The organism is Agreia sp. VKM Ac-1783 (genome assembly GCF_900177765.1).
Lineage (GTDB): Bacteria > Actinomycetota > Actinomycetes > Actinomycetales > Microbacteriaceae > Agreia.
This window is the reverse complement of sequence record NZ_FXWI01000004.1, coordinates 115,434-132,080: the sequence shown is the minus strand read 5'-3', so window position 1 is coordinate 132,080 and position 16,647 is coordinate 115,434. Positions and strand designations below refer to the sequence as shown.

General features: G+C 66.4%; 13 protein-coding genes. 5 read left to right on the top strand and 8 right to left on the bottom strand.

The features are described from left to right. Positions 1 to 40: 40 nt before the first annotated feature. From CCK87_RS14735 to CCK87_RS14720, 3 genes are all read right to left on the bottom strand, one after another. The gene (locus tag CCK87_RS14735) at positions 41 to 757 is read right to left on the bottom strand and encodes an alpha/beta hydrolase (RefSeq protein ID WP_086462178.1); all 717 of its coding nucleotides are present in this window, start codon (positions 755 to 757) and stop codon (positions 41 to 43) included. 99 nt (positions 758 to 856) lie between these two features. Beyond that, the gene (locus tag CCK87_RS14730; RefSeq protein ID WP_249273921.1) at positions 857 to 3,040 is read right to left on the bottom strand and encodes a LuxR C-terminal-related transcriptional regulator; all 2,184 of its coding nucleotides are present in this window, start codon (positions 3,038 to 3,040) and stop codon (positions 857 to 859) included. Between the two features lie 728 nt (positions 3,041 to 3,768). Next, entirely contained in the window at positions 3,769 to 6,603 is a 2,835-nt protein-coding gene (locus CCK87_RS14720; protein WP_086462175.1) for an AAA family ATPase, read from the bottom strand. 201 nt (positions 6,604 to 6,804) lie between these two features. Between CCK87_RS14720 and CCK87_RS14715 the strand changes: the two genes are divergently transcribed. Genes CCK87_RS14715 through CCK87_RS14705 form a run of 3 tightly spaced genes read left to right on the top strand, consistent with a single transcriptional unit; the run spans position 6,805 to position 9,576 of the window. Beyond that, positions 6,805 to 8,202, top strand: coding sequence for a hypothetical protein (locus CCK87_RS14715; protein WP_086462174.1), 1,398 nt, complete (start codon positions 6,805 to 6,807; stop codon positions 8,200 to 8,202). A 33-nt stretch (positions 8,203 to 8,235) separates the two neighbouring features. Then, on the top strand, positions 8,236 to 8,862 hold the full coding sequence (locus CCK87_RS14710) for a hypothetical protein (RefSeq protein WP_086462173.1): 627 nt from the start codon (positions 8,236 to 8,238) through the stop codon (positions 8,860 to 8,862). Between the two features lie 57 nt (positions 8,863 to 8,919). Then, positions 8,920 to 9,576 (top strand): hypothetical protein, encoded by a 657-nt coding sequence (locus tag CCK87_RS14705; RefSeq protein ID WP_086462172.1) that lies wholly within the window; start codon positions 8,920 to 8,922, stop codon positions 9,574 to 9,576. Positions 9,577 to 9,616: 40 nt separating this feature from the next. Here the strand turns inward: CCK87_RS14705 and CCK87_RS14700 are convergent, their stop codons facing one another. Next, positions 9,617 to 11,149, bottom strand: coding sequence for a DHA2 family efflux MFS transporter permease subunit (locus tag CCK87_RS14700; protein ID WP_086462171.1), 1,533 nt, complete (start codon positions 11,147 to 11,149; stop codon positions 9,617 to 9,619). Between the two features lie 243 nt (positions 11,150 to 11,392). Continuing rightward, positions 11,393 to 12,556 (bottom strand): L-rhamnose isomerase, encoded by a 1,164-nt coding sequence (gene rhaI, locus CCK87_RS14695; protein WP_086462170.1) that lies wholly within the window; start codon positions 12,554 to 12,556, stop codon positions 11,393 to 11,395. 100 nt (positions 12,557 to 12,656) lie between these two features. Between rhaI and CCK87_RS14690 the strand changes: the two genes are divergently transcribed. Beyond that, positions 12,657 to 13,667: a LacI family DNA-binding transcriptional regulator gene (locus CCK87_RS14690; protein ID WP_086462169.1), complete on the top strand. Its 1,011-nt coding sequence runs from the start codon at positions 12,657 to 12,659 to the stop codon at positions 13,665 to 13,667. A 559-nt stretch (positions 13,668 to 14,226) separates the two neighbouring features. Here CCK87_RS14690 and CCK87_RS14680 read toward each other — a convergent pair. Both CCK87_RS14680 and CCK87_RS14675 read right to left on the bottom strand, forming a co-directional pair. Then, positions 14,227 to 14,421, bottom strand: coding sequence for a DUF2795 domain-containing protein (locus tag CCK87_RS14680; RefSeq protein WP_086462167.1), 195 nt, complete (start codon positions 14,419 to 14,421; stop codon positions 14,227 to 14,229). A 50-nt stretch (positions 14,422 to 14,471) separates the two neighbouring features. After that, positions 14,472 to 14,840, bottom strand: a complete 369-nt coding sequence (locus CCK87_RS14675) for a hypothetical protein (protein ID WP_140162879.1) — start codon at positions 14,838 to 14,840, stop codon at positions 14,472 to 14,474. Positions 14,841 to 15,021: 181 nt separating this feature from the next. Between CCK87_RS14675 and CCK87_RS14670 the strand changes: the two genes are divergently transcribed. Beyond that, the gene (locus tag CCK87_RS14670; protein ID WP_086462165.1) at positions 15,022 to 15,294 is read left to right on the top strand and encodes a hypothetical protein; all 273 of its coding nucleotides are present in this window, start codon (positions 15,022 to 15,024) and stop codon (positions 15,292 to 15,294) included. 9 nt (positions 15,295 to 15,303) lie between these two features. Here the strand turns inward: CCK87_RS14670 and CCK87_RS14665 are convergent, their stop codons facing one another. Beyond that, a complete protein-coding gene (locus CCK87_RS14665; RefSeq protein ID WP_086462164.1) occupies positions 15,304 to 16,566 on the bottom strand; it encodes a D-arabinono-1,4-lactone oxidase in 1,263 nt (420 codons plus the stop codon). Between the last annotated feature and the right edge of the window lie 81 nt (positions 16,567 to 16,647).

The following is a 16,647-nucleotide window of genomic DNA, read 5'->3' as shown; positions in this document are numbered from 1 at the left end:
TCGGGGTGATGAGTGAGTGTGTTTCGTACGGACACGTCGGTTATCTGCGTGCCGCAGCGGCTTCGGCGATGAGCGCGACGACCTCGTCGGGGTTCGTGTGCATCACGAGATGAGGGGCGTCTACCTCGATGACTCGCCGCGCCCCGGCTCGCGCGTAGGCGAAGCGTTCCAGTTCGGGGTTGATGCTGCGGTCTCGCGACGAGACGAGGCCCCAGGCGGGCTTCGTTCTCCATGCGGCGCTCGAGGCGATGTCTCCGAAAGCGACAGCCGCGAGGGGGCGCTGCGACACGGCGAGAACCTCGGCCACGCCGTCGGCCACACCGGCCGCGAGAACCTGGGGGAACGCCCCGATGTCGACTGAAACGTCCATCCCCGGCTCCGTGCCGCCGCTCGGAAAACGCGCGTAGATGAGACTGGCCGCGAGGTCGGGGTCGGGGAAGGCCGCCTGAAGCTGGCCGACACTCTCGCCCGTATCGAGGGCGTACGCAGCCACGAAGACGAGGCCTACGACGTTGTCGGCTGTGCCCGCGACCGTGATGACGGCACCCCCGTAGGAATGACCGACAAGGAGCACGGGGCCGTCAATCTGCTCGACGATCGAGAGTACGTAGGCCGCGTCCGAATCAAGGCCTCTATTCGGTACCGCCGGTGCCAAAACCGAATACCCGCGGTCGAGCAGACGTCTGGTGACGGGTGCCCAACTAGACGCGTCTGCAAAAGCCCCGTGAACGAGAACGATTGTCGGCTCAGAACTCATGGTTTCACGCTAGAAAACGAGGCCCGGGTCGTCATCGGTCACGATGACGTAGATCGCCCTCCGCCTATGCGTAGTCTGCGCAGCGCAGTTATGCAGTGCTCAGTTCTGAGCGCGATACCGCTCGATGAGCGCACGACGGGAGCTGACGTTCCACTTCGTCGAAGCGTGTCTGATGTGCGTGATGACCGTGTGCGGCGACAGGAAGAGGTCAGCGGCGATCTGGTTGGTCGTGCGCCCGTCGGCCAGCCGCTCTATCACTTGCAACTCGCGGGTAGTGAGACCGGATGCGGTGGTCGACGTGGGAGGGCGGCGAACGACCCCGATCCCGCGGAGGTGACGGCGCAGGCGGCCAGCGTCGCGCAATGCGCCGCACTGCTCGAGGATGCCGAGCGCCTCAGACCAGGCCGCTGCGGCTGCGTCAGTGTTGTCGGGCGCAAGCGACAGGCCGAGGTCTTCGAGAGCGCAGGCGAGAACGAGCGGGCGTTTTGTGCCGCGTAGCGCCTCGGCGGCCCGCCGCAACTCGTCGGTCGACCTCTCAACCAGCCCTCGGGCGTGGTGGTGGATGCCGACGGCCAGGGCGTTGTTCGGGTTTGCAGCGGCGCGCGCTTCGACGACATCCATGATCGTGGGTAGCCGGTCGACCGCTCCTGCCCGCAGCGAGATGCGCACGAGATCAATATCGTCACCGAAGTCGGCTGGCGTCGCCATCGAGGGGATTGGATCCCGGAGCGTTGCGAACGCGTCGTTGGTGAGGGCCAGCGCGCTCGCGGTCTCGCCTGAGTCATCCGCCGCGATGGCCGACAACCAGCGCCCTACCTTGAAGAGGCCCGGGCCATCGGACATGGCCTTCACGAAGCCTCGGCTGCGCTCGACTTCGGCGGTGTCGCCTTGGTACAGCGCAACTCTGAAGACGACGTAGCCGGCCGTCGCGTCGGCGAAGTCGCCGAGCTGAAGATCTCCCGCGATCGCGAGCACTGCCTCTGCCTGCGTCTTCGCATCGTCGAGCCTGCCCAGGTCGAGCAACACGCGGGAGCGGAGCATCATCCAGAACGCCATCGCTGGGGCATCACGTCGCCGAGTAGTCTCGGCCAGATTTCGGTCGGCGATGCTGAGCGCCGTCTCCCCGTCGTCGAGGGAGCTCGATAGGAACGCGCGCCACAGTCCTTCCGGCAACCAGTGAGACGGGGTGAGTCCCGGTGCAATGGCCATGCGTTCCTCGGCGCTCTCGATGAGGCGGTATGCCTCGTCGAAGCGATTCTCGTAGAAACGGAGCACGGATTCGGTGGCTTCGACGGTAGCGAGCGCACCGTATTCCTCGGCTGCGATGGCTGCCGATGCGGCCAGCTCGAGCGTCGCGGCGAGCTCTGCGAACCGGCCGATGTTAGCGTAGTTGAGCGCTTTGACTGCGAACAGGTTCGCTCGAACGGCGTCGGTCACACCATCGAGCGCGAGTGCCGTGTCGCACGTCCTGATCGCTTCCTCGAACGACGACTCCGTCTCGAGTCGGGCGATCGACAGCAGCAGAAGAGCCTCGCGATCGACGGGCAGCTCAGACAGGATCGTCGCGGCCGTCGACCTGGCCACGGTGGTCTTGCCGCCCGCGTAGAGCACGGGCACGAGGTCGACGGCGAGCTGCGCAAAACAAGAATCGGCAGCCATGAGCTCAATGGCGCGCGCTGCGAGCTCGGCGGCGCTCAACGCATCGGTGGTGACAAGCCCGAGCGCTGCGTCGTGCAGAAGTTCTATCGCGTCGCGATCTGCTGTGAGGGCGGTCTGCGCCACGGACGCCGCGACGGCAAGCACGGGTTCGCCGGAGGCGATGCGAACGCGCCACGCATCACGCTGCAACTGCGAACGAAGATCGTCTGGCAGCATGCGGGCTGCTGCGTCACGGATCGCGTCATGACGAAAGGCCAATTCAGAGCCTTCGGTGATGATGTGAGCGGCGACGGCCTCGGCGAGCGGATCGACGAGTTCGGCGGCCGTACGGTCGAGCAGCGTTGCGGCGTTCTGCGCGGTGAACCCGTGCCCGAGAACCGCGGCGACCTGCACCAGGGTTCGCGCGGGCTGCGACAGGTGCATGATCCGTTCTCGAATCGACGCGCCGAAGCGTTCGGGCACCTCCGAATCCGCGAGAGCATCGGCCAGACCGGAATCGGTGGTGACGAGGTTCTCCTCCATCAGTCCCTGAAGAAGCTCGATCACGAGAAGTGGCACGTTCTCTGCGCGCTGCATGACCGCCAACAGGCTGGCTCCGGGTGGAGCGCCGACGAGGTCGGTCACGATGTCGCCGACGGCCGCGTCGCTCAGGGGGGGCGACGTCGATGATCGTCCCGGTCTTCGACAACTCGATCATGGTGCGCTGAACGGGAGCATCGTGCTCGCCCGACCTCACGGCCAAGACCCACAACAGCGGCAGATCGGTGACACGAGCGAGGAGCGACCGGAGGACTGCCAGGGATGCCGCGTCGAGCCACTGCATGTCATCGATCACGATGGCGACCGGATTGCTCGTCGTCGCCACTTCGAGGGCGTCGTGTAGCGCCTGCACCAGCCAGTAGCGCACATTCGGATCGCCTGCCAGCTCGTTGATATGGGTCTTGGTCAACAATGGCGGGTTCGTGCGGGCGACAGCGTCGAGCAGCGAGCCGAGCGGGATGAGATTGGAGTCGGGTTCGGTCGTCGCCGTCACCGTCTTCCAGCCCCGCCGGGATGCCTCGGTCAGTGCTTCGTCGAGCAGCCGCGTCTTGCCGACGCCGGGAATTCCACGCAAGACGAGGATGGCGGAGTTGCCAGCCTCGACAAATCGTGCCGCCTCCGCCAGCTGTTCTCGGAAACTCTCGCGTCCGCGCAACGGGGTTGTGAAAAGAACGCTGTCCGAGCCTGTGAGCCTCGCGCTCGTCGCCCCCGCCCCCGCAACGGGAGCGCTCTGAGCAAAGGACACCCCCTGATTCTCCCTCAGAAACGAAGAGGGTCGCCGCATCAGGGTGGTCCTGGCGGGGTGACCTTGGTCAGCCGTCCAGGCCCTTGAGCTCCGATCGCGACGTGATCTCGAGCTTGCGGAAGACCGCATGAAGGTGAGTTGCGACGGTGCGCGGCGACAAGAAGAGGCGTTCTGCGATCTCCTTGTTCGTGAGGCCCTCCGCGGCCTGCGAGGCCACTCGTTCCTCTTGAGGTGTGAGGAGCGATCCGCGGTCTGGGGGGCGGCGCGGGCTGTGCTCCCCGGCTGCCTCGAGTTCGTTCCGCGCCACGGTCGCCCACTGCACCACATGCATCCGGTCGAATTCGACCCGCGCGTGACGTAGGTGTTCCCTGGCTTCTGTGATGCGTCGCTGGCGACGGAGACGCTCGCCGTAGGCGAGCATCGATCTGGCTCGCCAATACGGCAGCACATTCGATTGCGGATGCATGGCCGCTCGGAACGCGGCATCGGCATCGGCATCGATCGTGTCGCTGTCGGTGAGGAGCGCCTGAGCCACGACGAGTTGCGAGCGGAAATTCTCGGACTCGACAAGACCGGCGCGCGCCTCGAGCTCGGTTAGGCGCTCGCGAGCCTCGCGGCGATGCCCGGATCGAACAGCGGCGTCGATGTAGTGGGAGAAGGCGAATATGAGGCCCCACCCCCAATGGAAGTCGGGATTGCTCTGATCGACCAGCGGCGCGAGCTGCACGTAGGCGTCACGGTGCCGCGCCTCTCCGGCCGCAGAGATTCCCTGGGCAAGCTGCATCATGAGATTGTACGGATTGGTGGCCAGGAGGGTAGATGCAGCGGGATACAGCTGGCGCACGTTGGCCATCGCGATGGTGTCGCCCAAGGTGGCTCTGGCGATCTGTCCATGCAGATAGCCCGCTATGCCGAGGAATGGCTGCTGTGCCTCGTCGGCGAGGCGCTGGGCCTCGTCTGCCGTGCTTCGCATCAGGCGGAACCGGCCCGTGAGGCTTTGAACCGCCGAATCCGTCAGCAGGGCCATCGAGAGCAGCGGCAACTGACCCTCGCGGCGCAGTCCCTCGATGGTCGGACGCATGAAGGAATCGACCCTCTGCACATCGCCGACCATGGTCGACGCATCGGCCAGCATGTTCAGCTGGTGCACTGTGAGGCCGCTGGAAGGATCGATCGACTCGAGCGCCTGTCGAACCTCCTGCGAAGCGGTGCCGGGAGAGCCAAGAGCTTTCATCCACAGAACGCGGGGATCGAGCACGTCGAGTCCGTAGCCGAGAGTGTGCTCGAGCATGCGGCGCCAGAAGGGTCCCTCGGCGACGGTCGGCCAGATCTGACGGCCGACCGTCATCAACACTGTCACGGCATGATCGGTGCGGCCCGCACGATGCAGCTCATCGGCAATTCGGATGGTGGCGTCGAACTGCCCTGTCTGCAGCTCACTGCCGGGGATCGACTGCCGAAGCCACTCCACTCGAGCGAGCAGGCCCGGGTCGGTGGTCTGATGGCCGATCTCTTCGATCAGCTGCTGAGCCTCGGTGAGCCGTTGCACGCGGATCGCGATAGCCGCCGAACGATAGTTCCGCCGCGCCCGGTCTTCGAGATGAGGGCTAAGTTCAGCCGCGCGCCGGAACGCGGTCATCGCGGTGACGGGTTCGCCCGCTTCGTGTACCCGCCCGGCACTCTGCTCGAGAGCATCGGCCAATTTCTCGTCTGGCAGATCGGCGACGACTGCAAGGTGCCAGAGCTGTCTGTCGGTGCCCACGGGCAGAAGCGACGCGATCGCACGATGCGCCCTCGCGCGTTCGGCGGGCGTCGCGGTCTGCACCACCGCCGAGCGCACGAGCGGATGACGGAAGGTGACCTCTCCGTGTGAGCGGTGCAGAAGATCGAGCAGGATCAGGGAGTCGATCGTCTGCGCGTCGACATCTTCGCCGACCAAGCGCGAGGCTGCGGCGAGGATCTCGGACTGCCGGTGCTCCGCGGTGACCGCAGCCACGAGAACCACGGATCGCTCGATCGACGACAGATCGAGCAGCCGGTGGGCGAATGCACTCTCCAGCTTCTTAGTGAGAGGGGTTGATGCTGCGGAGATGTCGCCTACGCGGTCGGCGACGGAACTCAGCTCGATGAGAGCGAGGGGGTTTCCGAGTGCCTCGGCCAGAACGCGTTCATGCACCGCCGCGGCCATGGGTCCGCGACGCTCGGCAAGGAGTCGACGGGCTTGCGGCTCATCGAGAGGCTGGAGACTGATGTGCTGCACATCGGGGCTGTCGGCCAGCTCGTCGGCGATCTGCGACGGACGGGCCGTCAAAATCAGGAGTATCGGCTCGGCCGCCATCCGACGGGCCAGAAAACTCACGACGGCGCGCGTCGCCGGGTCGACCCAATGGATGTCTTCGATCACGATCAGGAGGCCGGCCGACGTTGCGCGTTCGGAGAGGAGGGTGAGCGCGGCGACACCGGCGAGGAAGATGCTCGGCGACTCCCGGCTTTCGCCGAAGGCCGCCTGCAGTGCCTGACGCTGCGGAGTCGGAAGGTCGGCAACGCGGTCGCGCAGCACGTGGAGGAGCTGGTGCAGCGTAGCGTAGGGCACGTCCTCCTCGGCCTGAACACCGGATGCCTGCAGAACGTCGAGGCCCGACCAACGGGCGTACTCCACGGCCGCGGATGCCAGCGAGGTCTTGCCGAGCCCCGCTTCGCCAGAGATGAGAAGGGTCGAGCCGGTTCGGGCGGCAGCCTTGACGGCATTCCGGATGGCCGCGATCTCGGTCTCGCGCGCGATCAGCGCGGGTCGCCGGGAGGGAGCGTCGAGTGCGAGGTCCGATTCGCCGGAGCCAGAGCCGGAGCCGGAGACCTGGCGTTCTCGGCCCTCGGTGTGCGGGCCGACTTCGATCCGGGTCACGGCGCTGTGACCGCATGCGGCGTCGATCGATGATCAAGCATGCGGATTCCTCCTCATTTATTCCTCACTGTGAAAGCTACCGAGGCTCCGGCGCCGCCCACATCACCCGGCGAGCGAAAAGATCGCCCTCGATATCACTCGTCTGGACAGGAACGTCGCGACGCATGACGCGACCCGACAGTGCTCCAGAGATAATGAGGCATGGCTGCCGGACCGACAGAGGAATCGCAAGCCCGTGACCTCCACCTGCACGCAACGGCGTCGGAGAAGACACTCATCCGGCTCTGGGAGGCGGGATACGGCGGTCGGCTTCGCGGACTCGGCGACCAGTTTCAGGTGGTGTTCGACGGCGACGGAGTCAGGCTCTATGACATGGCCGCCCCTATTGAACCCGGCGTCGCCGCGAATTGGCGGGCATTCATTCCGTGGTCGGAGGTGGACCGCGTCGGTCTCGCTACCGTGACGATGCCGGGGTTGAGGCGTCGCTCGTTCATCAAGGAAGTGTTCGCGATCACCCCCCGCTCTCCGATCATGAGAGACGCGATCACGATCACGGCTCGCTCGGTGACGATTCCCCTGCTTGTATACCCGGCGTCTGTCAGCCTCGAGAGCATCGATTCCGGGCAGGCGTCGCTCGATACCCTCGGGGTCGCGCGGGCGGTGAACGCGCTGCGCGGCACACCCACCGCGCGGTTGAACCCGAGTGATCTGTGGCGCGAGGAGGTACCCGAGTTCGATCCGAATCGGAAGAGGCTGGCGGCAGACCCAGACCTTCCGAGCCGCACGGCCGACGAGCTCCTGGGCGACGCCGTGCGCCGAGAACCGGTCTACGGGTCGTCGTCGGCGCGAATCCAATGGATCTGGAGAGTTGTCGGCGGTCTGCTGCTCGTGAGCGGCATCGTGGTGGTGATCGGGTCGCTCGTGAACGGCTCCGAGTTCGTTCGAGGGCTGGCCATTGTCGCCGCGCTCGCCTGCGCTGTGACGCTTCGCACCATATCCATCCGCAAGCGCTCGCCGAGACGCATCATGCTGGAGGAGCTCGAGGCCGGGTACACGCTGTGGCGCTCCGGGCCTGTTCAGGTGGATCAACTGGATCCCGCGACCTCGATCGTGATCCGGCGTGCCGGTGAACGTGCGCTCACGCGCCGCGAGCAGAGGAGGGCGCGTGCGGCCGCGCGACTGCTGGATGCCGGCGGTCCCGAGTTGCCGGCATCCGAATGGGCGGTGTTGCGGGCGCGACAGATCGTCTCGGGCGGAGAAGATCCGGCGGTGCAGCCACAGCCGACATCTGAGCTTCGCGGCGAGAAAGCGGCGGGTACGCCGGTCTGGGGAACAGGGGCAGGCGAGCCGGTTCCTGCGCGCTATCCGCTGCTGGCCGGCAGGCACTCGCGCAGCATCGCCTGGTACCGAAGGGCGGACGTTCGGCGGCGCCGAGCCGCCGAGCACGAGGCCGGCTACACGGTGAGCCGCACCCTACGGCCAGACCTCGACCAGGTCGACCCGGTGACCGGCTACGTCATCCGGCCTGCCGGGCAGCCAGCCCTCACGCGAGCGCAGGAGCGCGCGGCCGCCGCTCGAGTGAGGATGCTGCCGCGGTGAGGTGAGACTCGAGCGGGGCAGCATGATTGAGAGATGACGTGGCGACAGCACATCACCCGGGTGGGGAGGGCAGCCGTCCTCTCGGTAGCCCGAGCCGTTCGAGGTGATTCTGCGGAGGGCGCGCGTGCGCTTGATCCGGCGGATCATCCCGCTGCGGATGCGCCGGTCGTCGATGCCGTGACCGCGCAGCGCATGCAGGCCGCCCAGTCCTCGGTTCCGGCGTGGGGGATTCAACCGTCGCAGATTCCCCCACGGGTGGAGCTGCTGCGCGGGCGCTCATCGATCGAGCTCAGAACTCAAGCCCGAGGCGTGGCGAAGCGAGTGCTTGTGGGCTACGTCATCGTGGTGACATTCGCCTTTCTCACGGGCGACGACAAGCTCTTGGTCGCCCTCCTCGCGGTGGTCGCTCTCGTTGCAGGCGCTGTTGTCTTCGTCAGGGCCCGGGGCGACTGGATCACGCGCTCGCGGCAGGAGCATGCGGAGGGCTACACGGTCTGGAGGAAGGGAGACGTGCACAGGCCGCAGGTGGATCGCGAGACGGGCTTCGAGATCCGCCCTGCCGGGGCCTCGCGACTCACCAAGCGCGAAGAGGCAGAAGCTCTCACGCGCGTGCGCGACGTCGCCCGCTACCTCGACGGTCAGCGGCGGGGACGAAGGTAGCGCGGGCCGGGGGTGACGTCTGCGCGCTGCGGCCGTGCCTTCCGGCCATAATGAGGCATGCCCCGGCAAGCACGATTTCCCCTGGCGCCTCGGCTCACCCGTGTCGTCTCGGGCCTCGCCCGCGCGATGAGAGGTCGGGCCGACGACGAGGGTGCCGTGCCCGTCTTGGGCCAGGGGGTCACGAGCAACCGCATCTGGAACAGCGCCGACGCGGCGGGCGCAGAACAGGCCGTGTGGGGCCGATCTGTCTCCGAACCGTGGGGCACGAGGCCGGATCCGCCGGGCGAACTCGTGATCGACGTCAAGCGCGATCCGCGAACCGTTGCAGGTCTCGCCGCGCTCGGCTTCGGCGATGAGGCCCGAAGGCTGGCCGATCCGTTCAGGCTCGTGGTGAACCGAAGCGGACTGTTCTTCTATTCATACGGAGACAGGAAGGTCTTGGACCTGTGGATCAGGTGGTCGACCCTGACGGGTCTTGCCCCGACCGTCGTTCGGAGCACCAGCATGTTTTTCGGGCCGCCAGACGGCATCCACGCCATCGCCGTCACGGGCGTCAGCCGTGACGGCACCGAGGTGACGTTTCCGCTCATCGCCCGCAAGCCGGGCAGCGGCTTCGGTGCTGCGATCGATCTGAGCTCGGTCGGAGCGCAGCAGGAGTTGATCGACCGCATGAACCGCTTTTCTACCGACAGGCCGACCGTCAGCGACTCGTGACCCGGCACGCGACATGCACTGCCGTGTGCGGCGCTGCCGCCTAGTGGCCCGCGGGCATCGCGTCGTGCACGCCTTCGGAGGACTGCGCGGGCGCCTTCACGAAGAACGAGATCGCGATCGCGGCGAGTGAGATGAACGCTCCGTACATGATGGCCGAGTGGATGCCTCCGGCCGTGTCGACCGCGCTCGGAGTGCCGCCGCCCGACAACGCGATCGCCTGAGCCGACATGACCGACACGAACAGCGCGGTTCCTGCCGCTCCGGCGAGCTGCTGCACCGTGCCCACCACGGCGCTGCCGTGGGAGTAGAGCTTCGGGGTCAATGAGGCGAGTCCGGCGGTGAACAGGGGAGTGAAGAGCAGCGCCAGGCCAAGGCTCATGGTGACGTGGGCGGCGAGCACCCAGCCCCATGGCGTCGTCGCCGTGAACAGGGTCATGCCCCAGAAGGCCGCGCTCACGATGATGGAACCGGGGATCAGCAGCACGCGCGGGCCGAAACGGTCGTAGATGCGACCGACGAACGGCGCCAGGATGCCCATCAGCAGTCCGCCCGGCAGCAGCAACAGGCCCGTGGACAGAGTGTTGAGCCCGAGGACGTTCTGCGTGTACAGGGGCAGGATGATGAGCGTGCCGAACAGGGCCATCATGCTGATCGCGAGCATGGCGATGGCCACCGAGAAGGTCGACGAGCGGAAGACCCGGAGGTCGAGCAGCGCCTTCTCGCGGCGGGCCAGCATGACCTGGCGAAGGATGAATGCGGCCAGTGCGACGATGCCGACGGCTAGCGGAAGCCAACTAGGCATGCCGCCCTCGCTCGCCCCGTGGCCACCGATCGAACTGAGGCCGTAGACGAGACCGCCGAAGGCGAAGGCCGAGAGGATGACGGAGAAGACATCGATGGGAGCCTTGCGCGGCTCGGTGACGTTGGGGATCTTGAGGAAGCCGAGCACCAACGCGCCGACGGCGATAGGCAGGACGATCCAGAACATCCAGCGCCAGTCGAGAACGCTGAGGATGAGGCCCGAGATCGTGGGGCCGATGGCCGGCGCGACCGAGATGACGATCGAGATGTTGCCCATGGTGCGGCCGCGGGTGGCGGGCGGCACGAGGTTGAGCACCGTGGTCATGAGCAGCGGCATCATGATGGCCGTTCCGCTGGCCTGGATGACGCGACCCGCGAGCAGCACCTCGAAGCCGGGCGCCATCGCGGAGATGAACGTGCCCGCGCTGAACAGCGCCATGGCGGCGAGGAAGACCGGGCGCGTGTTGAACCGCTGCAGCAGGAATCCGGTGATCGGAATGACCACGGCCATCGTGAGCATGAACGCGGTCGTCAGCCACTGGGCCGCCTCTGCGGCGATGTCGAGGTCTTTCATGAGCACGGGCAGGGCCACGCTCATGATCGTCTCGTTGAGAATCACGACGAACGCCGAGACGAGCAGCAGCGAGATCACGAGTCGGTTGCGCCCGGCCAGTGCGGGATCTTCTGCCCAGGGGGATGCGGGGGCGTCGTGCGCGGCGGGCGGTGCGGAGACCGGCACGGAGTCCGTGGGCGGGGCGAGGCGGTCAGTCACGAGAACTCCAGGGCTGAGAAAAGAAGAAGTGGGAGCGGAGGCGAGCGCAGCGATGGCTCACGGAATTCGCTTCGTCGGGAGAACCTGCGACCACTCTCCTCTATTCCCCCGACACCCGAAAGAGTCGCGGCGATCTGCGCTGATCGAGTATCCGCGCGACGAAGGAGCCGGCGTATCGAGATCACCCCGGTGATGGTCTCGACACGCTCGTGCCTCGCTACTCGACCAGCGCAGCCGTCTTCGCTACGCGCCCCAGCTCGCCTGGGCGCCGACGCGCTCGGCCGAGATCTTCTCCTGATAGCCGGATGCCTGGAACGCGGCGATCGGGTCGGCCGGAAGGCCGCGAGACTCGCGCCACTCGGCCAGGGGGCCGCGGACATCCGTGTAGAAGGCGTCCATGAGCACGGCGTTGGCGCCGAGCACGTCGTTCGACTCCTGCGCCGCGGTGAGCGCCGCGCGGTCGACGAGCAGAGCACGCGCCGTCATCTCCTGCACGTTGAGCACCGAGCGCATCTGACCGGCGATCTTGGCTTCGATGTTGTGGCACTGGTCGAGCATGAATGCCACGACCGAGTCGGGGCCGTAGCCGCCTCCACGGATGACCTCGTAGAGGATGCGGAACAGCTGGAACGGGTCGGCCGCTCCCACGATCAGGTCGTCGTCGGCGTAGAAACGCGAGTTGAAGTCGAACGAGCCGAGCTTTCCGAGGCGCAGAAGCTGAGCCACGATGAACTCGATGTTGGTGCCCGGGGCGTGGTGTCCGGTGTCGAGGCAGACCAGCGCGCGCTCGCCGAGGGCGGCGACCTGCGCGTAGCTCGTTCCCCAGTCGGGAACGTCGGTGTGATAGAAAGCCGGCTCGAAGAACTTGTATTCGAGCACCAGCCGCTGATCGCTGCCGATGCGGTCGTAGATGGTCTGCAGCGACTCTGCGAGGCGGTCCTGGCGCCCGCGGATATCGTCTTGCCCGGGGTAGTTCGTGCCGTCTGCGAGCCAGATCTTGAGGTCTTTCGACCCCGTCGCATCCATGATGTCGATGCACTCGAAGTGGTGATCGATGGCCTTCTGGCGCACGACCGGGTTCGACGAGGTCAGCGAGCCGAACTTGTAGTCCTCGTCTTGGAACGTGTTGGAGTTCACCGTTCCGAGCTCGACCCCGAGATCGTTGGCGTAGGCGCCGAGGGCCGCGTAGTCGTCGACCTTGTCCCACGGAATGTGGATGGCCACCTTGGGCGACAGGCCCGTGTACTTGTTCACCTGTGCGGCGTCGGCGATCTTCTCTTCGGGGTTGCGGGCCGTGCCGGGGGTTCCGAAGACGCGAAATCGCGTGCCCGAGTTGCCGAACGCCCACGACGGCAGTTCGATGGACTGCCCCTCGAGCTGAGTGGCGATGTCGCTGAATTGCACCATGGCGTTCTTCCGTTCTTTTTTGAATCGATTCAATACACCTCACACTAAAAGACAATGAATGGATTCACAAGGCCGCGGTTCTCGCCTCTAGGGTTGAGCCATGTCGGCGTCGAGTGTTCGGGATGTCGCCCTGCGGGCGGGCGTCTCTGTGGGCACGGTCTCGAACGTCTTGAACCACCCCGAGAAGGTCTCTCCGGAGACCGTCGAACGCGTTCAGCGGGCGATCGACGAGCTCGGTTTCATTCGCAACGATGCCGCACGGCAGCTGCGCAACGGTCGCAGCCGCACCATCGGCATGGTGGTGCTCGATGTGCGCAACCCGTTCTTCACCGATCTGGCGCGCGGGGCTGAAGATGAGGCCGCGGGCTCCGGCCTCACCGTGACTCTCGGCAACAGCGACGAGAACCCGGAGCGCGAGGCGACGTACCTCGATCTGTTCGAGCAGCAACGCGTCTACGGCGTGGTCATCTCGGCCTATGCCGACATCACCGAACGGCTCACGCGGCTCAAGCAGCGCGGAATCCCCGCTGTGCTCGTCGACCGGTCGAGCCCCGATTCGGCATTCAGCTCGGTGGCCGTCGACGACCTCGCCGGTGGCAGGCTCGCGGTCGAGCACCTCATCTCGCTGGGTCGAACTCGGCTCGCCTTCGTGGGCGGGCCGATGGGCATCCGCCAGGTGGCCGACCGACTCGAGGGCGCCCGCGCGGCCGTCGCGGCGCATCCGGACGTCTCGCTCGAGGTCATCGAGATCGACGCGCTGAGCGTCTTGGCGGGCCGGGCGGCCGGAGCCGACGTCGTCGGGCGCTCATCGGGCGAGAGGCCCGACGCGATCTTCGCGGCGAACGACCTGGTGTCGATGGGGCTGCTGCAGGCGTTCGCGATGCAGGGCGCCGACGTGGCGGTGCCGGGGCAGATAGCCCTCATCGGTTACGACGACATCGACTTCGCCAGTGCCGCCGTCGTGCCGCTGTCGTCGATCCGCCAGCCCAGTGCGCTGATCGGAAAGACCGCGGTCGAGATTCTGCTCGCCGAGGCTCAGGACCCGGCCGCGGCCCCGCGGCACGTGGTGTTTCAGCCCGAACTGGTGGTGCGCGCGTCGACGCAGGCCTGACATCCTAGGCGGCCCATTTCGCGGCGCGTGAGTTGTCGCACATGGCGGGTTGAAACACGGATGACGTCGCCATTTGTGACATCTCGGCTGACGAGGCGAGAACCTCGGCGTCGGTAGCCGCGACCCGCGATACTGGGGCTATGACCGATGCCTCCACCCGTCGCTCGGTAGCCGGATGCGCCGGGCGATGTGGGCGAGATTCGCCGCGTTGTGCAGAGGCCAACGATTGAAAGCGGGTGAGTCGCGCCGCACGCGCTCGGGTTCGACTCTCTCGCGCCACAACTCGAAACCCACCTGCTGACCGCGTCTCTCGTCGTCGATGTACGACAGGCCCTGCACCGCCTCGCCGACGAATCCGCAGCCCGAGGTATCGAGCGCGCTACTGAGCCGCTCGAGTTGGCCCGGCTCGAGCCATACATCGTCGTCGAGGTAGAGAACCGCGGGGGCGCTCGAACACTCGAAGAGGTACCCGACCGACGGTCGGAATGAGGACGTCGATGTCGACCGGTGGGTCGAGCCGAGGCTCGGCCCACCGATCGGAGGTCACCCGACTCGGCATTCAGCCGCCCGAGACGGCACTGCTCACCGCGGTTGGCCCGTCGAACTCGTCTTGGTCGACGCCGTTCAATGCGCTGAGCACGTCGTCGGGTGCGCCCTGATCTCGGGCGGTCTGGAGCAAGTCAGCCTTGCTTACCGGGTAGTCGACTCCCGAGAGGTACTTCTGCAGTTCGATGGGGGTGGGCTTCTCCGCCATGGGTCTCCTTCTTTCGTGTCGGTTTCTTCTCTAGGGGTTCCGCTCGGCGTTCACGCGACAGAGCGCTCGGCGAAGTCGTGCACGCAGCATCCTTCGATGCGCTCGTTGTCGACGGCCATGCACCGGCCCCACCGAACGAGTGACAGCGTGCCGAGCGCTCTGTCGAGGGCCGCCCGACGAGCGGTCGGCTCTGCGGGCAACTCGATGCTCTGCTCTGCGAGCGAGGTGATCGACCCGAATCCATAGATCTCGAGGAGCCATGATGTCGATCCGCTGTACGTGTCGTCGAGGCGAGCCGCGAAACGCGTGATTCTCAGTCGCTCGTCGTCGGTGAGTTCGTCTACGCGCTTCGGTCGGTTGGAGCCACGGAGGGTGCGCATCCAGCTGATCACCTCTCGGGCGCCTGTCCGTGCGTTCATGCAACAAGCTCAGCACTCCGCCAGAGCGACGAATCTGGGACTTGCGGCTCTCGCGGAGAGAGGCGTATAAACCCCAGCGCGGAGCTGCGCTGCATCAGCCGCGCGGCGCCGTCAACCCCAGAAATCACCCGCGCTGCCGCCGAATACTCTGCTGCACAGATCGATCGCGAAAGGACCGGCCATGACCAGATATGCGGCAGCCGCAGAAGCGACGACCGACCTCGAGGTCGTGTGTCTCTGCGAGGGCGAATGGAGACTCTGCGACGCGCGTATTCCTGCCACCGACTCCCGTCGGCTCATCAGCTATGTCGAGAAATCGAAAGACGGCTACGAAGTCCTCTGGCTTCCGACTCTGTCGGTGCAGCACGTGTCCTCACTCGACGAGGCCATGTCCAAGGCGAGGGAGTATTGCGCACGACGCCGGGCCAGCGAAGCAGAGTTGCTGCCGAGCTGAGCCGCGGCGCTACTCGCCCGTGAAGATCAGCCTGTCCAGGTAGTCGTTGCGGAACGCACCGGTCGGGTCCCACTCCGCTGCCAGAGCCCGGAACTCGGGGAGCCGCGGGTACAGGCGCTCGAGAGTGGCGGCATCCACGGTGTTGAGCTTGCCCCAGTGCGGCCGTGCGTCGAACGGCGCGAGCGCCTCTTCGATCTGCGGCAGGAGCGCCTTCACGGCCTTCGGCTCGTTCTTCCAGGTGAAGTGGATGATCAGCGAGTCGCGCTGGTAGGCCATGCTCAGCCAGAGGTCGTCGGCGGCTGCGGTGCGCAGCTCGGTGATCATGAGATGCGGCGCGATCTTCGCGCCGAGGGCACGAACTGCCCGAATGGCGTCAGCGCCCTGCGAGCGCGGAACGAAGTACTCGGTCTGGATCTCGTCGCCGGCTGACGGAACGCGGTCGAGCCTGAAGTGCGGAAGCCGCTCGAGCCATGGCCCGGGCTTGCCGCCCTGCTCGTTGAGATTGTCGTCCGACGTCTCCCAGAGGGCGCCCGCCGACACGATGTCGCGCTTGGCTCCGCGCCATTCGTCGACGACCTCGGTGTCGGCATCCATGCGCGTTTTCACCCAGAAGTTCGCGATCGTCTCCTCGACCCAGTCGGTGAACACGCTCACGCTGTAGCCGAGGCTGGTGACGCCGTCGAGGTCGTCGAGCAGAACGTCCCAGGGCAGGCCTCGGAAGACATCCTGCCGAACCTGAAACGACGGCTGGATGTCGAGGGTCACCCGAACGACGACGCCGAACGCCCCGAGTCCCACGACGAGACCGTCGAAGCCCGGCTCGCCGCGACGCACGGTGCGGCGCTCACCATCGGAGATCACGATCTCGAGGGCTGATACGGCGGTCGAGAGAACACCGTTGCCGTTGCCCGAGCCGTGCGTTCCGGTGGCGATGGCGCCCGCGATCGAGATGTGCGGAAGCGAGCCCATGTTGTGCAGCGCCCAGCCGTGGTCTTCAAGGAATCGGGCGAGGATGCCGTAGCGCGTTCCGCCGCCGACGGTGACCGTGCGGGCCTCCTCGTCGAGCACGAAGTCGGGCTCGATATCGGTGACCGTCACGAGCAGAGCGTCGGTGTCGGCGATGTCGCTGAACGAGTGCCGTGTTCCGAGAGCCCGGATGCGCTCCGCGCCGGCGACGAGGGAGGAGACCTCATCGATCGTGGTGGCGTCGATGATGTCGGCGGCGCTGTACTCGAGCGTGCCCGCCCAGTTCAGCTCGGAGTCGTGGCTCACGGGGATCCTTCTGTGTAGATGGTCTCGTCGCCCTCTTCGAGCGATGCGGTCGCGGCCGACGCATCCGGTGAGATGGCAGAA